Origin of the sequence: Streptomyces triculaminicus (assembly GCF_017349075.1) — a bacterium.
Classification (GTDB): domain Bacteria; phylum Actinomycetota; class Actinomycetes; order Streptomycetales; family Streptomycetaceae; genus Streptomyces; species Streptomyces triculaminicus.
The window spans coordinates 636,377-654,597 of the sequence record NZ_JAFMOF010000004.1 but is presented as its reverse complement, the minus strand read 5'-3'; the positions used below and the strand labels follow the sequence as shown (position 1 = coordinate 654,597).

16 protein-coding genes are annotated in these 18,221 nt (G+C 73.3%); 5 read left to right on the top strand and 11 right to left on the bottom strand.

Features of this window, described 5'->3' with window-relative positions:
• Positions 1–11: 11 nt before the first annotated feature.
• The 3 genes from J1792_RS26525 to J1792_RS26515 all read right to left on the bottom strand — a co-directional run bounded on the left by J1792_RS26525 (position 12) and on the right by J1792_RS26515 (position 4,373).
• Entirely contained in the window at positions 12–1,418 is a 1,407-nt protein-coding gene (locus tag J1792_RS26525; RefSeq protein ID WP_086571500.1) for a family 2B encapsulin nanocompartment shell protein, read from the bottom strand.
• 125 nt (positions 1,419–1,543) lie between these two features.
• On the bottom strand, positions 1,544–2,956 hold the full coding sequence (locus tag J1792_RS26520) for a family 2B encapsulin nanocompartment shell protein (protein ID WP_086571498.1): 1,413 nt from the start codon (positions 2,954–2,956) through the stop codon (positions 1,544–1,546).
• 178 nt (positions 2,957–3,134) lie between these two features.
• Positions 3,135–4,373, bottom strand: coding sequence for a phosphodiester glycosidase family protein (locus tag J1792_RS26515; RefSeq protein WP_086571496.1), 1,239 nt, complete (start codon positions 4,371–4,373; stop codon positions 3,135–3,137).
• A gap of 200 nt (positions 4,374–4,573) precedes the next feature.
• On the opposite strand from J1792_RS26515, the gene J1792_RS26510 reads away from it, so the two are divergent.
• Positions 4,574–5,431, top strand: a complete 858-nt coding sequence (locus J1792_RS26510; protein WP_086571494.1) for a phosphatidylinositol-specific phospholipase C/glycerophosphodiester phosphodiesterase family protein — start codon at positions 4,574–4,576, stop codon at positions 5,429–5,431.
• A gap of 165 nt (positions 5,432–5,596) precedes the next feature.
• The gene (locus J1792_RS26505; protein ID WP_086571492.1) at positions 5,597–6,007 is read left to right on the top strand and encodes a hypothetical protein; all 411 of its coding nucleotides are present in this window, start codon (positions 5,597–5,599) and stop codon (positions 6,005–6,007) included.
• A 23-nt stretch (positions 6,008–6,030) separates the two neighbouring features.
• Here the strand turns inward: J1792_RS26505 and J1792_RS26500 are convergent, their stop codons facing one another.
• Positions 6,031–7,275, bottom strand: a complete 1,245-nt coding sequence (locus J1792_RS26500) for an SWIM zinc finger family protein (protein ID WP_086571490.1) — start codon at positions 7,273–7,275, stop codon at positions 6,031–6,033.
• Complete coding sequence (locus J1792_RS26495; protein WP_372446182.1) at positions 7,272–10,199, bottom strand: SCO1167/SCO6262 family helicase; 2,928 nt, start codon at positions 10,197–10,199, stop codon at positions 7,272–7,274. The genes J1792_RS26500 and J1792_RS26495 overlap by 4 nt, the downstream gene beginning before the upstream one ends.
• Positions 10,200–10,478: 279 nt before the next feature.
• On the opposite strand from J1792_RS26495, the gene J1792_RS26490 reads away from it, so the two are divergent.
• Entirely contained in the window at positions 10,479–11,531 is a 1,053-nt protein-coding gene (locus J1792_RS26490; protein WP_207248352.1) for a fatty acid desaturase family protein, read from the top strand.
• On the opposite strand, the gene J1792_RS26485 is transcribed toward J1792_RS26490, so the two are convergent.
• From J1792_RS26485 to J1792_RS26465, 5 genes are all read right to left on the bottom strand, one after another.
• Positions 11,515–12,552: a TolB-like translocation protein gene (locus tag J1792_RS26485; protein WP_086571484.1), complete on the bottom strand. Its 1,038-nt coding sequence runs from the start codon at positions 12,550–12,552 to the stop codon at positions 11,515–11,517. The genes J1792_RS26490 and J1792_RS26485 overlap by 17 nt on opposite strands.
• Positions 12,549–13,832, bottom strand: coding sequence for an MFS transporter (locus J1792_RS26480; RefSeq protein WP_207248351.1), 1,284 nt, complete (start codon positions 13,830–13,832; stop codon positions 12,549–12,551). Before J1792_RS26480 ends, J1792_RS26485 begins: the two co-directional genes overlap by 4 nt.
• A gap of 2 nt (positions 13,833–13,834) precedes the next feature.
• Positions 13,835–14,728 carry an alkaline phosphatase family protein gene (locus J1792_RS26475; protein ID WP_207248350.1) on the bottom strand — a complete coding sequence of 298 codons (894 nt, stop codon included), beginning with the start codon at positions 14,726–14,728 and terminating at the stop codon, positions 13,835–13,837.
• Between the two features lie 166 nt (positions 14,729–14,894).
• Positions 14,895–15,209, bottom strand: a complete 315-nt coding sequence (locus J1792_RS26470) for a hypothetical protein (RefSeq protein WP_086575406.1) — start codon at positions 15,207–15,209, stop codon at positions 14,895–14,897.
• Positions 15,210–15,316: 107 nt separating this feature from the next.
• A complete protein-coding gene (locus tag J1792_RS26465; protein ID WP_086575404.1) occupies positions 15,317–15,745 on the bottom strand; it encodes a PPOX class F420-dependent oxidoreductase in 429 nt (142 codons plus the stop codon).
• A gap of 124 nt (positions 15,746–15,869) precedes the next feature.
• On the opposite strand from J1792_RS26465, the gene J1792_RS26460 reads away from it, so the two are divergent.
• Together J1792_RS26460 and J1792_RS26455 are read left to right on the top strand one after the other, a co-directional pair.
• Positions 15,870–16,298 carry a roadblock/LC7 domain-containing protein gene (locus J1792_RS26460; protein WP_086575402.1) on the top strand — a complete coding sequence of 143 codons (429 nt, stop codon included), beginning with the start codon at positions 15,870–15,872 and terminating at the stop codon, positions 16,296–16,298.
• A 66-nt stretch (positions 16,299–16,364) separates the two neighbouring features.
• Entirely contained in the window at positions 16,365–17,309 is a 945-nt protein-coding gene (locus tag J1792_RS26455; RefSeq protein ID WP_207248349.1) for a DUF6397 family protein, read from the top strand.
• 29 nt (positions 17,310–17,338) lie between these two features.
• Here J1792_RS26455 and J1792_RS26450 read toward each other — a convergent pair whose 3' ends face one another.
• Positions 17,339–18,202 carry an acyl-CoA thioesterase gene (locus tag J1792_RS26450; protein WP_086570310.1) on the bottom strand — a complete coding sequence of 288 codons (864 nt, stop codon included), beginning with the start codon at positions 18,200–18,202 and terminating at the stop codon, positions 17,339–17,341.
• Between the last annotated feature and the right edge of the window lie 19 nt (positions 18,203–18,221).

Below are 18,221 nucleotides of genomic sequence, written 5' to 3'. Positions count from 1 at the left end.
GCCATGACGACTCAGCGACCGATCTCGACGTCCTCCAGGACGCCGAGCGCGTCGGGCACCAGGATCGCGGCCGAGTAGTAGGCGCTCACCAGGTAGGACGAGACGGCCTGCTCGTTGATGCCCATGAAGCGCACGTTCAGGCTGGGCTGGTACTCGTCGGGGATACCGGTCTGGTGGAGGCCGACGACACCCTGGTTGTCCTCGCCGGTGCGCATGGCGATGATCGAGCTGGTGCCCGTCTCGCTGACCGGGATCTTGTTGCAGGGCAGCAGGGGGACGCCGCGCCAGGAGCGCACCGCCGTGCCGAGGACGTCGATGTTCTGCGGGTAGAGGCCGCGGCTGTTGCACTCGCGGCCGAACGCGGCGATCGTGCGCGGGTGGGCCAGCAGGTACTGGGTCTTGCGGCGCCGGGAGAGGAGCTCGTCGAGGTCGTCGGGAGTGGGCGGGCCGCCGCGGGTGTGGATGCGCTGGCCCAGGTCGGCGTTGTGGAGGAGGCCGAACTCGCGGTTGTTGACCATTTCGTGTTCCTGGCGTTCGCGCAGGGCCTCGATGGTCAGCCTCAGTTGCTGCTCGACCTGGTTCATGGGCTCGTTGTAGAGGTCGGCGACCCGGGTGTGGACCCGGAGGATCGTCTGAGCGACGCTCAGTTCGTACTCGCGCGGGGCGAGTTCGTAGTCCACGAAGGTGCCCGTGATGGCCGGCTCGCCGGAGTGCCCGGACGTCACGGCGATGTCGGCCTCGCCGCGCTTGTTCGCCGGCGGCGTGCTGCGGTCGGCGAATTCCGCGACGTGGGTGCGCAGGGACTCCGAGCGGTCGGCGAGCTCCTGGAAGGCCTGCAGCGGCAGGGCCAGGACCGTGCATCGGGTCACCGCCCGGACGGTGAAGTGCCAGGTGGCGTCGGGCTCGAGGGGCACGCGCTCGCCGAAGTAATCGCCGTCGGCCAGGGTGCCGAGGGAGGTCTCGTCGCCGTATTTGCCCGTGCCGGTCCTGGCGAGTTTGCCGTGGGCGATCAGGAAGACGTGATCGGCGGGCTGCCCCTCGGCCACGAGCGTGTCGCCCACCGCGTACTCCCGCTGGACGAACGCGTCCGCCAGTGCCTCGAGCGTCTCGGCGTCCGAGAACCCGCGCAGCAGCGGCAGTTCACCCAGCTCCGGCGGGATGACCCGGACCTCCGAGCCCGTCGAGACGAACTCGACGCGGCCGTCGCCGACGGTGTAGGTCAGCCGCCGGTTGACCCGGTAGGTGCCGGCCGACACCTGGACCCAGGGCAGCACGCGCAGCAGCCAGCGCGAGGAGATCCCGCGCATCTGGGGTACGGACTTGGTGGTCGTCGCGAGCTGACGTGCCGCGTCCGTGCCGAGGCTCAGCTGGGCCTGTGCCGGCTGCACGGAGCTCTCCGGCTCCACTGACGTGCTCATTGGTGGTGATCACCCATCTGTGAGAAGGCTGGGACGGGACATGAGACGAGAGGGGCTTGCGAAGGCATGCCGGAGAGCCGGGCGGCGGCTGTGCCCCGGAATGGGACCCGCCCGGCCTTTCCCCGTCAGTGCCCGATTTCGACGTTCTCGAGAATTCCGAGAGCGTCGGGCACAAGAACAGCCGCTGAATAGTAGGCGCTCACCAGATAGGAGATGATGGCCTGTTCGCTGATTCCCATGAAACGCACCGAAAGGCTCGGCTGGTATTCATCGGCGATTCCCGTCCGGTGCAGTCCGACGACACCCTGGGACTCCTGTCCGGTGCGCATCAGCAGGATGGAGCTGACACCGGTCTCGGTGACCGGGATCTTGTTGCACGGGAAGATCGGCACTCCGCGCCAGGCCGGCAGCTGGTGGCCGCCCACGTCCACGTGGTCGGGGTAGACGCCCCGGCGGTTGAACTCGCGCGCCATCGCCGCGATGGTGCGCGGGTGCGCCAGCAGGAAGCCCGGGTCCTTCCAGACGGTCGCCAGCAGGTCGTCGAGGTCGTCGGGGGTGGGCGGGCCGCCGCGGGTGTGGATGCGCTGCCTCAGGTCGGCGTTGTGCAGGAGGCCGAACTCGCGGTTGTTGATCATCTCGTGTTCCTGGCGTTCGCGCAGGGCCTCGATGGTCAGCCGGAGCTGCTGCTCGACCTGGTTCATCGGCTCGTTGTAGAGGTCCGCCACCCGGGAGTGCACCCGCAGGACCGTCTGCGCCACGCTCAGCCCGTACTCGCGCGGGGAGGGCTCGTAGTCCGCGAAGACACCGGGCAGCACGGGCTCCCCGCTGTGGCCGGAGGAGACGTCGATGGCGGACTCGCCCTGGTCGTTCTGCGGCCGGAGGGAGCGGGCGCGGAACGCCTCCACATGGGAGCGCAGGCCCTCGGAACGCTCCAGCGCCTCCTCGAACTCCCGGCGCGGCAGCGTCAGCACCGTGCAGGCGGTCACCGCGCGGACGGTGAAGTCCCACTCGCCCGCCTCGGCCGCGGCCAGCGCCCCGTCGCCGAAGTACCCGCCGCCGGCGAGCACGCCCAGCACGGCCTCGTCGCCGTACTCGCCCGCGTGGACCTTCTCGGCCTTGCCATGGGCGATCAGCACCACCTGATCGGCCGGCTGCCCGGCCTCCACCAGCACCTCGCCGGGCCGCAGCTCCCGCTGGGCGAAGCGGCCCGCCAGGCCCTCGAGCACCTCGGGGTCGGAGAACCCGCGCAGCAGCGGCAGCTCGCCCAGCTCCGCCGGGATGACCCGCACCTCCGCGCCGGTGCTGAAGAACTCCACCCGGCCGTCGCCGAGCGTGTGCGTCAGCCGTCGGTTCACCCGGTACGTACCGCCGGAGACCTGCACCCACGGCAGCAGTCGCAGGAGCCACCGGGAGGTGATCCCCTGCATCTGCGGTACGGACTTGGTCGTGGTCGCCAGATTCCGGGCGGCCTGAGTGCCCAGACTCAGCCGGTGCGGCGGATCGTCCGTGCCCGTTCCGGACTCGACTGACGTCGTCATATGTGAATGCCCACCCATCCCAACGGCTGTACCCGAAACGGCTGCGTTCATTGCGGCTGCGGGCCCCACGGAATACCCGGGCGGAGGCTGCCGGAAATTCCCGCGCGGCTCCTCTCGAAGCTATCAGCGGCATTCGCCGGGCGCGATCACTCAAACGGATGGGATTGAAGTGTGATTGTCAGGGGCTGATAAAGACGCCGATGCCGTTGGCCACGGGTCGCTCGGCGCCGCCCGACGGATGGTTGCGCACGATGGGACGCCCGCCGCCCCGGCCGCGGGTGACCAGCGTGGTGGACCCGCCCCCGTCCAGGTTGAAGGCGTCGACGGCGCCGATCGCCCGCATCGTCCAGGCCAGTTCGGGCACGGTCAGCCCGGAACGGTAGGCCGGGTCGCCGTCCAGCGCCAGCAGGTACAGCCGACGCCCGTGCGAGGCCAGGCCCGCGGCGGTGCGCACGGCCGCCGTCACCGGGTCCAGCCCCGAGGCCGTCCGCCCGCCGCGCAGGACCGGGAAGCCGCCGACGGCGAACGACAGCGCCCCGCGGCGCCGGGCGCGCAGATGCTGCCCCACCGTCACCCGGTCGCCGACCGACAGCTTGCGCAGCTCGCGCGCACCGTCCTCCCGCCCCACCAGCACCACCGAACCCTGGGCGATCGGGCCCCGTCCCGGCCGTTGCGCCACCGTCGCCACCCGGCCGCGCCGCACGGTCAGTTCGTAGGTGTTGTCGCTGCACGGACCACCCCGGTCGGTGTCCGTGCCGCAGGTGGCGCGCACCCGGGAGGCCCGGCCCCAGGCGGGGGTGAACGCTCCGATGCCGTCCATCGGAAGCGCGTACTGGTTGAAGCCGTTCAGCGGCAGCTCTCCGTCCGGCGTGCGCAGGGATCCCTCCAGTGTGAGCCGGTCCAGGCGGCCCACCCCGTTCGTCCCCACGCCGAGGACGTCCTCGGTGGTGACGCCTCTCGGCATCGCGGGCCCGAAGCGCTGGCTGTCCGGCACCGCCGCCTTCAGCGCCCGCCCGTCCGCGATGGCCGGTCCCACCGGGGCGCCCGTCGCCTCGACCCCGGGATGCTGTGTCTCGGTGATGTTGAAGAAGTCCCCGTTCACCGCGGCCACCACACCCCGCCTGTCGGCCAGTTGCGACACCCTGGCCCGCTCCGCCACGGCGCCCGGGTGCAGCAGATCGACCGACACGTGCGGGTCGCGCAGGTCGACGGTGAGCAGATGCCCGTACGCCGGTCCGTGCGAGCCCCTCAAAGACAGGCCCCGGTACGTCACTCCGGGCCCCAGGGAGGCCGGAGCCTCGAGCCGCAGCGGGGAGGCCTCTTCCGTGCCGGCCCACGCCGGGCCGCCGGCGATCAGCGAGACCCAGGCCACCAGCACCGCGGTGACCGCGCGTACGCGGCGAACTCGTCTACCCATTGTCACCCCAGAGGTCTCGGCAACTCCGCCATGACACAAGGGCCTTATTCATGCCCCGAAAGAACAGCGGGCAACGCTCCGGAGCCGACCCCGTCAACTCTCGGCACGGCCCTGTCGCACGGCCCGATGGGCCCCGATACTCACAGACGTCGGCGCGCGCAGGCCGCGCCTATTCGCTCACCGAGCCGGGAGGCACCGCGATGCCCCGTACGCGCCGAGCCGCCGTCATCACCCTGGGAGCCGCCCTCGCGGGGTCCTTCGCCGCCCCCGCACGCGCCGCCGCCCACGTCCCGGCGGACGCGGCGCGCCCCCGGCCGCCGCTGCGCCACGCCCACGCGCACAACGACTACGCGCATCCGCACCCCCTCGCCGATGCGCTCGCGCACGGCTTCTCCAGCGTCGAGGCCGACATCTGGCTGGTCGGCGACCGGCTCCTCGTGGGCCACGACGCCTCCGACCTCGACCCCACCCGCACCCTGGAGGCCCTCTATCTCGACCCGCTCCTGCGCCGGGTACGCTCGCAGCACGGGCGCGTGTATGCCGGATACGACCTGACGCTGCAGCTGCTCATCGACATCAAATCCGAGGGGCAGGCGACCTATCGGGCGCTCTCCCGGCACCTGCGCCCCTATCGCGCCATGCTCAGCGTCTGCTCCGGCGGGCAGGTGCGCCGCGGCGCGGTCGCCGCCGTCGTCTCCGGAGACCGCGGTGCGCGGATCCCGATGGAGGCGGAGCGGGTGCGGTACGCCTTCTACGACGGCCGCCTCGCCGACCTCGGCGGCGCGCCGGCCTCCTTCGCGCCGCTCGTCAGCGACAACTGGACGCAGTACTTCACCTGGCAGGGCGCCGGGCCCATGCCGGAGCGGGAGCGGGAGATCCTCATACGGATCGTCACCACCGCGCGGAGCGAGGGCCGGAAGGTCCGCTTCTGGGCCACGCCGGACCGGCCCGGCCCGGAGCGCGAGGCGCTCTGGCGGGAGCTGCTGGCCGCGGGGGTCGACTACCTCAACACGGACGACCTGGCGGGCCTGGAAGCCTTCCTCCGGGCTGCCCGCTAACAGGGTGATCGCTCTCATCATCGGTCAAATCGTACGGTCGCGGCGGCCTTGCGCCGGGTGCGCCACGCGGCCCGCGGCGGTGGAATGTCGCGGTCCAGCGGGGAACGTGTAGCGGAACCGTCACCGCGCGGCCGCGGTCGTCCGCTCGCGGGGGACGCTGGTCCCATGGCCACTCCACCCGGATCGCCACCCGGCCCCCCGTACGGCCCGCCCGAGGGACCGCCGGCTCCGCCGGCCGGCGGCTTCGGCCCCGGCGGCCCCTCCTGGTCGCCCGATCCGCCGCCCGGCGGCGGGCGGCGGATCACGCTGGCCGTCATCGCGCTGCTGGCGGTGGCGGCTGTCACCCTCGGGACGGTGCTGATCATGGGGCACCGGAGCGACGGCACGCCGGGCCAGGACGCCTCGGCCGGCGGGCGCGGCGAGGCGTCGCCGTCGTTCTCCCTGCCGTCGGGATTGCCGTCCGGCCTGCCGTCGTCGTTGCCGTCGGGCCTGCCGTCAGGTCTTCCGTCGTGGCTCCCCTCGGGGTTGCCCACGAGCCTGCCGTCGGCCTTCCCCACCGGTGTCTTCGGGCTGTAGACGGCGCCCCCGGGGCCGCCGGGTCAGTCGCCCGCGAGCACGCCGGCGAGAGCCGCCGCCGGATCGTCGTCGCCCGGGCCGGCGGGCTGCCAGTGGCCGCCCTCCTTGCGGAACGGCCACCAGCGCCCCTCGCGTCCGTAGCGCACTTGGGCGCCCGTGCCGAGGGCCGTCCAGCGGTTGCCGGCCGCCCTCAGCCGAGGGGCGCCGTCCTCGTCCTGCCAGGCGGCGGCCAGGCGGTCGCGGGCCCGTGCCAGTTCCGCGGGCCCCGGCGTCCATTCCTCCTCCAGGGCGGCCAGCCCCGCCGGCCCGCCGTACTCCCAGGCCCGCACCGCCCGGGCCAGCTCCGCCCGGCCGTAGTCGCAGCCTGCCGCGAGCCGGGCCGTGACGCGCTCGGGCGGCGCCGAGGCGGCCATGCGGACGGCGTCCTGGCGAAGCGTCGGTTCCTCGGGCGGTGACGTGTGCTCGTGGCCGGGCGCCAGGGCCTCGGCCAGCAGCTGACGGGCCCGCGCGGCGGCGTCGGCGATCAGGAACTCCAGCGCGCCGGCGTCCAGTCCGGGCGCGGGGGAGGTGCCGCCGGTGAGCACGGGCGGGCGGCACGGCGCGTCGACGGCGGGCACGGTCTCCGGCAGCGGCGGTACGAGCCAGCGCACCGCGAACGCCTCGCGCGCCGGTATGCCGGCGGGCGGCTCGGGCGCGTGCGCGGTGGCGTGCACCGTACTGCGCGCCTGCACCTCGTCCAGCAGCTCGCGCTCGCCCCGGCCGCGCAACAGCAGCAGGACGAACGGGTCCTGGTCGAGCAGGCGCGCCACCTGATGGCACAGCGCGGCGGTGTGCGGGCAGTGGTCCCAGGCTCCGCAGGCGCACTCCGGTTCCAGGTCGCCGATGCCGGGCAGCAGTTCGACGCCGACCGCGGCGGCGTCCTCGCCCAGGTGCGGCGGCATGTCGCGGTCCAGCAGTGCGGCGATGTGCCCCGCCCGGTCCGCCACGAGAGTGAGGAAGCGGTCCCAGTCGGCCTCGGACAACTGCTGGACCAGCACGTCGGAGCGGTAGGCCGTGCCGTCCGGGTCGCGCACGAGCGCGGTGATCCGGCCCGGGCGTACGGACACCGCGCCGACCGCCCCCGCACGCGCGTGACGGCGGCCGGCCTTCACCTGCTGGCCGTCCAGCGCGCTGTCCTCCAGCGCCCGGAGCCAGGCCAGGCCCCACCAACTGCCGGCGAAGGCCCGGTCCCGCACGGGCGGCAGTGCCTCAAAGGTGCGTTCGGTCATCGAGTGGTCCCCCTCAGTTCGACGAGCTCGGCGAGTTCCGCGTCGGTCAGTTCGGTCAGCGCCACCTCCCCGGCGTCCCCGAGCACCGCGTCGGCCAGTGCCTGTTTGCGGTGGAGCATCTCGGCGATCCGGTCCTCGATCGTGCCCTCGGCGATCAGGCGGTGCACCTGGACGGGCTGGGTCTGGCCGATGCGGTAGGCGCGGTCGGTCGCCTGGGTTTCGACCGCGGGATTCCACCAACGGTCGAAGTGCACGACGTGCGCGGCACGTGTGAGGTTCAGCCCCGTACCGGCGGCCTTCAAGGACAGCAGGAAGACCGGGACCTCGCCGTCCTGGAAGCGGCGGACCATCTCCTCGCGGCCGGGCACCGGAGTGCCGCCGTGCAGGAACTGCGCCGGGACGCCGCGCGCGGCCAGATGACGCTCCAGGAGGCGCGCCATCTGGACGTACTGCGTGAAGACGAGCACGCTCGCCCCCTCGGCGAGGATGGTGTCCAGCAGTTCGTCCAGCAGTTCCACCTTGCCCGAGCGGCCGGCGAACCGCGCGGTGTCGTCCTTGGGGGCGTGTTCCTTCAGGAACTGCGCCGGGTGGTTGCAGATCTGCTTCAGGCCGGTGAGCAGCTTGACGATCAGTCCCCGGCGTTCGAGGCCGTCCGCCTCGCCGACCTCGGCGAGCAGTTCGCGGACCACCGCCTCGTACAGGACCGTCTGCTCCTTGGTGAGCGCGACCGCCCGGTCCGTCTCGGTCTTGGGAGGCAGTTCGGGCGCGATGCCGGGGTCGGACTTGCGGCGGCGCAGCAGGAACGGGCGGACGAGCGCGGCGAGCCGCTCGGCCGCGGCCGGGTCGGCGCCGCCCTCGACGGCCTGGGCGTAGCGCCGGCGGAAGCCGCTCAGCGAGCCCAGCAGGCCGGGCGTCGTCCAGTCGAGGATGGCCCACAGCTCGGAGAGGTTGTTCTCGACCGGAGTGCCGCTGAGCGCGACCCGCGCCTGCGCGCCGATGGTGCGCAGCGCCTTGGCGGTCGCGGAGTAGGGGTTCTTGACGTGCTGGGCCTCGTCGGCGACGACCAGGCCCCAGGCGGTGCCGGCCAGGGCCTCGGAGTCCCGCCGCATGGTGCCGTAGGTGGTGAGGACGAACTCGCCGTCGGCCAGGGTCTCCAGGGAGCGCGCGGAACCGTGGAAGCGGCGCACGGGGGTGCCGGGAGCGAAACGTTCGATCTCGCGCTGCCAGTTGCCCATGAGGGAGGTGGGGCACACGACAAGGGTCGGGCCGGTGGCTTCGGGCAGGGTCTGGCGGTGCAGATGGAGGGAGATGAGGGTGATGGTCTTGCCCAGGCCCATGTCGTCGGCCAGGCAGCCGCCGAGGCCGAGCGAGGTCATCCGGTTCAGCCAGTCCAGCCCCCGCAGCTGGTAGTCGCGCAGGGTGGCGGCGAGCGCGGCCGGCTGGGCGACCGGTTCATGGGTGGCCGCGGGGTCGGCGATGCGGTCGCGCAGGGCCGCCAGCCAGCCGGTGGCCTCGACCTCGACGGTCTCGTCGCCGGTGGACCGGGCCCGGGCCCGGCCGGTGAGCGCGGCGCCGAGCGCCTCGACGGGGGTGAGGGCGCGGTCCCGGCGCTCGCGGGCGCGGCGCACCGCCTCGGGGTCGACGAGCACCCACTGGTCGCGCAGGCGCACGGCGGGGCGGCTCGCCTCGGCGAGCACGTCGAGTTCCTCCTGGGTCAGCTCCTGGTCGCCGATGGCGAAGCGCCAGCTGAAGGCGAGCAGGGCGTCGGCTGAGAGCACGGACGGCGGACCCGCGCGGCGGTCGGGCGCGGGAGCGTCCTCGTCGTCGGGCGGGCCGACGACGGCGCGTGCGGTGAGCTTGCGCACGAGCTCCCGGGGCCAGTGCACCTCGACGCCGGCGGCGTCCAGCGCCACGGAGGCGGCGCCCAGCAGCTCGCCGGCCTCCTCGTCGGCGAGGTCGACGGCGTCCGGAACGGCCGCCGACAGCAGGGGCGACAGCGCGGGCCAGGCGCTCGCCGCACGGCGCAGCGCGAGGAGCGCGTGCATGCGCGTGCCGCGCCCCCATGCGCTCCCCGCGGGGGTGGCGCCGGACCACACGTCCGCCGCGTCCGCGACGAGTGCCGGGTCGCTGAGGCTGTGCAGCTGGAGCACGGCCCGGAAGCGCGGGTGGGCGGTCCGCTCCCCGGCGTCGTCGCCGGACGCGTCTGCCGGGCCGGTCAGGCCGAGGACCTCGACGCGCAGGGACAGCCGTACGCCCGCGTCGTGGCCGGCGGAGACGTCCGCGGCCCAGGGCCGGTGCTCGGGCAGCTTCTGCGGCTCGGGGGCCGCGAAGGCGCGGCCGCCGGAGGCGAGGGCGGCGGCCGGGGAGCGGGGCAGGCCGTCGGCGACGGCGTCGAGGAAGGCGCGGACGAGCGACTCGGGCTCGCCCAGCAGCGGCGGACCGTCGCCCGGCAGGGGGACGGCGTGCGCGGCCGGCGGCATGGCGGCGGCCAGTTCGCGCACCCGGCGCTGGTCCTCGGGGGTGAGCGGGCCGACGCGCCAGGCGTCGTGGTCGGTGGCGGTCAGCCCGGGGAGCAGCCTGCCGCGTGCGGCGAGCTGGAGGGCGAGCACGGCGGCGGCTCCCCAGAAGGCGGCCGCCTCGTCGGTGCCGGCTGCGCGGGCGCGGGTGAGGACGGGCAGGGCCTGACGCACGGGGAGCACGACGGCGCGAACGACCGTGGTGGTGACGTCCGGGCCGTCGGGGACGACGACGGTCAGCTCTTCGACGGCCGGACCGGCGTCGCCTCCCGCCGCGACGGGCGGTTCGCCGTCCGGCAGCCAGAACGCGACGCGTCCCGTGCGGGCGGGGTCTTCGGGGAGGAAGACCGCCGTGCAACGGGCGAGGAGGTGGACATCGGAGGGCGGTGCGGCAGAAAGCGGAGTCACAGGGCTGCGCATTCCTCAAATTTGACTAGCCGGAGTCGGAGTCGCCGAGGGTACAGGTCCGGCGCTCCGGACGAAGCGATTCAGCATGTGACGTGCGCCATATCGCCGGAGGGGGGCTCGGCCCCCGCCGCACCCGGGGGCTGTCCCCCCGCCGGTCCGGGTGATGCCCCCCCCGAGGGCCCGGGTGGTGACGCCATGGTCCGCCAAGGGCCCTGCTCCGTACGGTCCTTGAGGTCGGACCGACCGCCGAAAGCCGCTGATCGAGTCATCGGAGACCTCATGCCCCAGGCCACTGCCGTCCGTGCGGAACCCCGCGCGGGCAGCGACTTCGCCCCGCTCCTGCGACAGGTCAGGGCGGCGGGCCTCCTCGAGCGCGACCGGCGCCGCTACGCCCTGACCGTCGCGGCCGACCTGCTCTCCCTCGCCGCGACGGCCGCCGCCGTGGTGGCGCTCGGCGACACGTGGTGGGTCCTCCTCCTGGCCGTGCCCGCCGCGGTCTTCTCCGCCCGTGTCGCCTTCGTCGGCCACGACAGCGGGCACGCCCAGATAGCCGCCACCCGCCGCGTCAACCGCCTGCTGGGGCTCGTGCACGGCAATCTGCTGCTCGGCATGAGCCACGCCTGGTGGAACGACAAGCACGTCCGCCACCACGCCAACCCCAACCACGTCGACAAGGACCCCGACGTGGGGGTCGGCGTCCTGGTGTGGACCGAGCGGCAGGCCGCCCGCCGCGAGGGCCTCGCACGGTGGCTCACCCGGCATCAGGCGCGGCTGTTCTTTCCCCTTCTGCTGCTCGAAGGCATCAATCTGAAGGTTTCGGGCGTGCTCGATCTCAAACGGCAGGAGGCGGGCGAGCGCGGGGTCGAGGCGCTGTTCCTGGCCCTCCACGCCGCCGGCTACGCGACTCTGCTGCTGTCCGCCATGCCGCCCGGCAAGGCGCTCGCCTTCGCCCTGCTCCACCACGCCCTCTTCGGCCTTCACCTGGGCATGGTCTTCGCCCCCAACCACAAGGGCATGGAGATGCCCGAGCCCGGCGGCGAGCGCTGGGGACACCTGCGCCGGCAGGTGCTCACCTCCCGCAACGTCCGCGGCGGACCGGTCACCGACTGGTTCATGGGCGGACTGAACTACCAGATCGAGCACCACCTCTTCCCGGGCATGCCCCGGCACCGCCTGCGGCTCGCCCGGTCTCTGGTGCGCGCCCACTGCCGGGAGACGGGACTGCCGTACACGGAGACCGGACTCCTCGGCTCCTACGCACAGGCGCTGCGCCACATGCACGAGGTCGGCGCCCCGCTGCGCGGCGGGGCGCCCGTCAGGAACGGCCGGTGAAGGCGGGGGCGAGAGCCGCCGTCATGGTCACCCGGGGGGCGCCGGAGCCGTCGGCGGGAACGGTCCACAGGTCGGAGCCGTAGTCGCCGGGCAGCGAGTACACCAGAGTCTCCGCGTCCCGCCAGACGGCCTGGTCGTCGATGTTGCGCCGCTCGGCGGTGGGGCTCTCGCGCAGGGTCCTCAGGTCCAGTACGTACAGCCGCCAGGGCGCGTCGGAGGAGGCACCCTGGACGCGCTTCTTGTAGGCGATGCGCGTTCCGTCGGGGGACAGGGACGGGCATTCGACGTTCTCGTGCAGCGCGCGCAGGGTCCTGCTCTCGCGGTCCCCGCGCACCAGATGGGTCGTGCCGCCCGTCGCGACGGTGGCGTAGAAGTGGGTGTCGTCGGCGAAGGTGACGCCCCAGACGTTGATGTCGGCGGCCTTGTGCGGACGGTCGTCCAGGAAGAGGGCGTAGGCCTCCAGATCGCGGTCCAGCTCTCCGGTGCGCACGTCCAGCACCGAGGTGCGGGTGGAGAAGGCCGTGCCCGCGTAGGAGTCGCCGCTGACGAACACCGTCCAGGCGACGGTGTGGCCGTCGGGGGAGACCCGGGCGCGGGTGGGTATGCCCGCGAGGTCGTAGCGGCGCAGTTCGCGCAGGTGCGCGTCGAGGACGATGGCCCGGTAGCGGTCGCGGAGTCCGCCGCGCACCGCCTGGAGGCAGACGCCGGTTCCCCCGGCCGCGTGGAAGCGCAGGCAGCGGACGCCGGAGGCGGTGCGCGGGCCGGAGGGGTCGTCGGCGGCCACCGAGGCGATCTCGTCGCGGTGCGGGCCCCAGGCCATGTTGCGGAAGACGCCGCGGCCGGGGGCGTCCAATGTGACCTTGCCGGAGCGCACGGCCGGGCCGCCGGAGCGGGCGCGGTCCTTCTCGCCGGCCCGATCCGCCGCGTGCAGGGTGGCGCCGACGGCCACGGTGGTCAGCAGCAGGACGGCGGTGAGCAGGATGAGCAGCCGGTTCCTGCGGTCGAGGGGGGCGCGGTTCACCGTGCGTGCTCCGGGGTGGCGTCGGTGGGGGACGGGCGCAGCAGCAGCGCGCTGAGCGCGGCGGAGACCAGCAGCCCGGCCGCCGCGGCGCCCAGGGCCGTACGGTCGCCCCAAGCGGTCCAGGCGGCGCCGAACGCGATCGAGCAGACGAAGCGGGCGGCCGCCTGGCCGGTCTGCACCACGGCCAGTCCGCTGCCGCGGATCGCGCGGGGCACGGCGTCGGCGGTCGCCGCGGCGAGGACGCCGTCGGTGGCGGCGTAGAAGGCGCCGTGCAGGGCGAGGACGACGGCGGCCAGGGCCGGTGAGCCGCCGAGCGGCGCGAGGAGCAGGACGTACGCCCCGAGCAGCGCCAGGTGGCCGCAGAGGAAGAGCCGGCGGCGGCCGAAGCGGTCGGCGAGGGTGCCCAGTCCCACCGCCAGCAGCAGGAACGTCCCCGCCGTGCCCAGGGGCAGCAGCGGGAACCACGCCTCGGGCAGGTCCAGGCGGCGCTGCAGAGTGAGGTAGAGGAACGAGTCGCTCACGGTGGTCAGGCCGAGCAGCATCGCGCAGCCGGTCAGCCGGCGTACGCCGGGCCGTCGCAGCACCTCGCGCAACGGAATCCGCGCTCCGGTGCGCCGGGGACGCGGACCGTGCGTGGGGTTCGGCTGCCCGCCGGGCACGAACAGCAGCAGGACCAGGACCCCGAGTGCCGCCACGCAGCCGCTCACGGTGAAGACCGCGTCGTACCCCTCCGCCGCGGCCCGCAGGATGAGGAAGGCGCACAACGGGCCCAGCAGCGCCCCGGCGGTGTCCATCGCGCGGTGCACCCCGAAGGCCCGGCCGCGGCCGCCCGGTTCGCAGGCCAGGGAGATCATCGCGTCGCGCGGTGCCGTGCGCAGCCCCTTGCCGGTGCGGTCGGCGGCGAGGACGGCGCCGATCAGCGGCAGGCTGTGCGCGACGAGCAGCAGCGGCTTGCACAGTGCGGAGATGCCGTAGCCGACGGCGGCCACGGTCTTGTGGCCGCCGTCGCCGCGGTCGGAGAGCCGGCCGCCGAGGAGCCGCACGAGCGCGCTGACCCCGTTGTAGACGCCGTCCAGGAGGCCGAACCCCAGGGGCGACAGCCCCAGGCCGGTGACGAGGTAGAGCGGCAGTACGGCGGTGACCATCTCGGAGGAGACGTCGGTGATCAGGCTGACGGCGCCCAGGGTGAGCACCGTGGCCGGTATGACGGCGGTCCGCCGGCCGGGAGCGCTGTCGCGGCCGGCGGTGTCCGCGGTGGTACGGCTGTCCGCTAGATACACGGTCAGTTGTTCCAGATGCCGGTGATGTCCTTGGCGTTCGCGGCGTTTCCGGCGTGCGGCAGGCCGTGCATCGTCTCGAGCGTGCGCAGCACGTCGTAGTGGTTGTACGTGGTGGCGGAGGTGGCGCCGGCCTTGACCTGCTGGCCGTAGAGGACGGTGGGTATGCGGTTGCCGCTGAGGCGGTTGTCCTCGTCGAAGGTGATCAGCAGCAGGCTGTTGTGGGTCTTGGCCCAGTCGGCGTAGCCCTTGAGGTTGTTCTTCAGCCAGGTGTCGCCGGTTCCTACGGAGCAGTCGTGCATGTCGCTGCACATGTTCGGCACGACGAAGGAGACCGTGGGCAGGGTGGCGTAGTCGCGGGGGAAGGCGCCGAAGGTGTGCGCGGTGCTGGTGGGGACGTTGTCGAAGCCGAACCACGGGTTGTGCTTCTGGCGGTACTTGCCGCTCGAGCAGGTGGTCGACCCCTCGGCCGGCAGGGATTCGTTGTAGCTGGCCCAGGTCTTGCCGTTGGCCATGAGCTCCGAGGCGAGGTTGGCCTCGTCGCTGAAACCGGGCTCGACGCAGCTGTCGTCGGTGACGCCCTGGGTGTCACCGGAGAACAGGGCGTAGTAGTTGGGCTGGCTCGGGTGGGTCTCGGCGTACGAGGCGGTCAGGCTGGCGCCGCCCGCGGCGAGGGAGTTGATGTACGGCGCGCCGGAGTTGCCCATGACCTGGCCGTAGCCGTGGTTCTCGAACACGACGACCACGACATGGTCCGGGGTGGGCACGGCCGGGGCGGCCGCGGAGTCCGAGGCCCACAGGCCCAGGGACGTGGCGGCCAGCCCGAAGGCCGTGGCCAGGGCGAGGGAGTAGCGGCGGCGGGGCGGGCGGGGGCTGTCGGAGCGGGCTGCGGCGGGCACGAGGTCCTCCGTGCGAGGGAAGTCGGTGGGGGCGCGCGGGGTGCGATGGCAGCGTAGGACGCACGGCGTGACATGTACACGACTTCAAGATGACGGATCGGGGAACGCCCGCCGAGCGGGAGACGACGCCGCGACACGCGCGGCGCCACGTCCGGTGGGACGGACTTCAGGCCGCCGGCAGCCCCAGGAGCGTGCGCGCCACCGTCTGCGGCGACTCGTCGCGCTCCCGGGCCAGCGCTATGACGGCCCGGCACGCCAGCTCGTTCACCCCGAAGCCGAGGGCCTCAGGAGAGACCCAGCGGGCCGCTTCCGCGCTCTTTTCGACGTCGTTCTCGGCGCAGGCCGCCACATAAACCGCCGCCGCCTCGAAAAGATTGCGCTGCCGCGCCCGGCCGGAACCGGGACTCGCCGAGGGTCCCGGGGCGGGTGCCTGCCGCGCCTCTTCGACTCGCCTGCGAAGTTTCTCGAACACGCGGATCACCTGCCCCCATGAGCGGCATTTCCTGCGGTCGTTCAAGTGTTCCCGGTGGTAGGGGAGTTGAACCTCCGACAAATGACGGGGAGCCGACCGGTGCCCGATGCCCGGTGCTACTCGGCGACCGCCGCGACCGCCACCACGTTCTCGACCCGCACCCGGACGACCAGCTCGCCCGGAACACCATTACGGGCCCCGTACTCCTCCGCGCGCTCCTTTCCCATGTACCGTCCGCCGATCGTCGTCGCCCACGCGCGGATCTCGTCCAGATCGTCGCTCAGACGCGCCCGTCCCTGCACCGTGACAAAGGCGTACGGCGGCTTGTCGTCGTCCACGCAGAGCGCGATCCGGCCGTCCTGGGAGAGATTGCGGCCCTTGACCGTTTTCTTGCCCGTGTTGAAGACGAGGTCGTCACCGTCGAGAACGAACCAGATGGGGGCGATGTGCGGGCTGCCGTCGGGCCGCACCGTGGCGAGTTTGCCCGTACGGCCGTCCGCCGAGAGAAATTCCCGCCACTCTTCTTTGCTCATTTTCCGTGCCATGTCCCCATCCTGTGCCAACTGGCGCACAGACGCGTGCCGACGGGCCGGGCGGGTTGCCGGGAGCACAGAGGTGAGCGAGGCTTGCACGGCACTTACGGGGAATTGGGGAACGGGGAGGCGGGGTATGTCGATCGGCAGGGAACTCGACGCGATGCTGGACGGTCTGACGGAGCGCGTGGGGGAAATACGACACGCCCTGGTGCTGTCCGACGACGGACTGGTGACGGGGGCGAGCGCGAGCCTGGAGAGGTCGGACGCCGAGCGCCTGGCGGCCGTGGCGTCGGGTCTGCACAGCCTGGCCAAGGGCACGGGCCGCCAGTTCCGGGCGGGCCGGGTGCGGCAGACGATGGTCGAGTTCGACGGTGGCGTGCTGTTCGTGACCGCTGCCGGGCAGGACAGCTGCCTGTGCGTCCTGGGCGGCGCCGACGCCGACATCGGCCGCATCGGCTACGAGATGACGCTGCTGGTCAACCGCATCGACGGCCGGCCGGAGGGCAGCCGGCCGGAGGACGGTGGGCCGGGGGAGCGGGCCGGGAGTTATCCACAGGCCTGACGCACTGTCGTACCCGGGCGCTACCTTCGTCACTGTCAGTGATCGACCGATGGTGGGGAGGACGTCATGACGGTACGACAGGACCAGGACCAGGACCGGCACGTCGCCGAGGAGACGGTGCCGCAGGCGCGGGCGGCCAGGGAGCTGGAGCTCAAGCCCCGGGAGCTCGAACTGGCCGTCCAGCTGGGGGAGGTGCGCACCGTCGCCGCGGAGCCGGGCGGTCGGCGGCGGGTGCCACGGCAGGAGATCGAACGCCACCGCTCCGCCGAGGGATTCCCCAAGGCCCTGCGCACCCGGCTGTGGGTCGTGGGCACCACGGAGGGTGCCGAGCTTCTGGGCATCGTCCCCGCCCGCTTCGCCCGCCTCGCCCGGGGCGGCTGCTTCGCCCCGGTGCGCTTCTACGTCAACCGCTACCGCGTCGTCGTCTGGTCCTACCTGGCCTCTGACCTGGCGGATTTCGCCGACGGCAACCCCGAGCTGCTGACCGGCCGCACGCCCGCCCTGCTGAAGGCCGCCCTCGACAAACACCCCGACCGGCGTGCCCGCGGCTGGCGCGCCCGCCGGCTCGACCAGCTGAGGGCCCAGGCCGGCGACCCCTGGGAACGGGCGGCGGTGCCCGCCGCCGTGCTGGACCCCGGCGAACTGGCCCGGGCGGTTCCCGACCCGGACGAGCGGGCCTATCTGTGCGCGCTGCGTCCCGCGCTCGTCCCGTCCCGGCCGGACGCCGCGGCCGCGCGCGATGTCGTGGACGACCTGCTGCTGGCGGAGGACCCGGACGAGATCGAGTGGTACCGGCACTGCCTGGCCGCGGCGCTGGCGCAAGCCCGCGCCGCCCGACCGGCACCCGGTCGCGCCCACCCGCCCACCGCCCCGCCGGCACCCGCCGCCCCCGCCGGGGAGAGGAAGCCACCGGAGGCGGACACCGGACGGGCGGGTGAACGGGCGGGTGAACGGGCGCGGCCACCGCGATGGCGGGCATGGCTGCGGCCGAGGGCATGGCGCCGGACGTAGCGGCAGGCAGACGAGACGTTGGCGGTCGTTCAGTCGTGCCGGCGGAAGAGCCCTTCCTGCATCACCGACACCAGGAGCCTGCCCGCGCGGTCGAAGATCAGGCCACGCGCCAGGCCCCGGGCGCCGGTGGCGATGGGCGACTCCTGCTGGTACAGGAACCACTCGTCCGCGCGGAAGGTCCGGTGGAACCACATGGCATGGTCCAGCGACGCCATGTCGAAGCCCCGCGGCCCCCACAGCGGCTCGACCGGCAGGCGCACCGCGTCGAGCAGCGTCATGTCGCTGGCGTAGGTGAGCGCACAGGTGTGCACGAGCGGGTCCTCACCGAGCGGACCCACCGCGCGCATCCACACCGCGCTGCGCGGCTCGGCCTCCCGCAGCTCCTCGGGAGTCCAGCGCAGCCGGTCCACGTAGCGGATGTCGAAGGCCATGCGGCGTTCCATGCGCTCCAGCGCCTGGGGCAGCTCGCCCAGGCGGTCGCGGATCTCGTCCGCGAGCCGGGGCAGCTTCTCCGGGTCCGGCACGTCCGGCATCGGCACCTGATGCTCGAAGCCCGGCTCGCTCCGATGGAAGGAGGCGGTGAGATTGAAGATCGTACGGCCCTGCTGGACGGCCACCACCCGCCGTGTGGTGAAGGACCGTCCGTCACGCACCCGCTCGACCTGGTACACGATCGGCACGCCCGGCCGTCCCGGGCGCAGGAAGTACGCGTGCAGCGAGTGGACCGGACGGTCCCCGTCCGTGGTCCGCCCGGCCGCCACCAGTGCCTGGCCGGCCACCTGCCCGCCGAAGACGCGCTGGAGCGACTCGTCCGGGCTGCGGCCCCGGAAGATGTTCAGGTCGATCCGCTCCAGGTCGAGCAGGCCCACCAGACGGTCGGCGGGACTCGTCATCGCCACTCCTCCTCGGCCG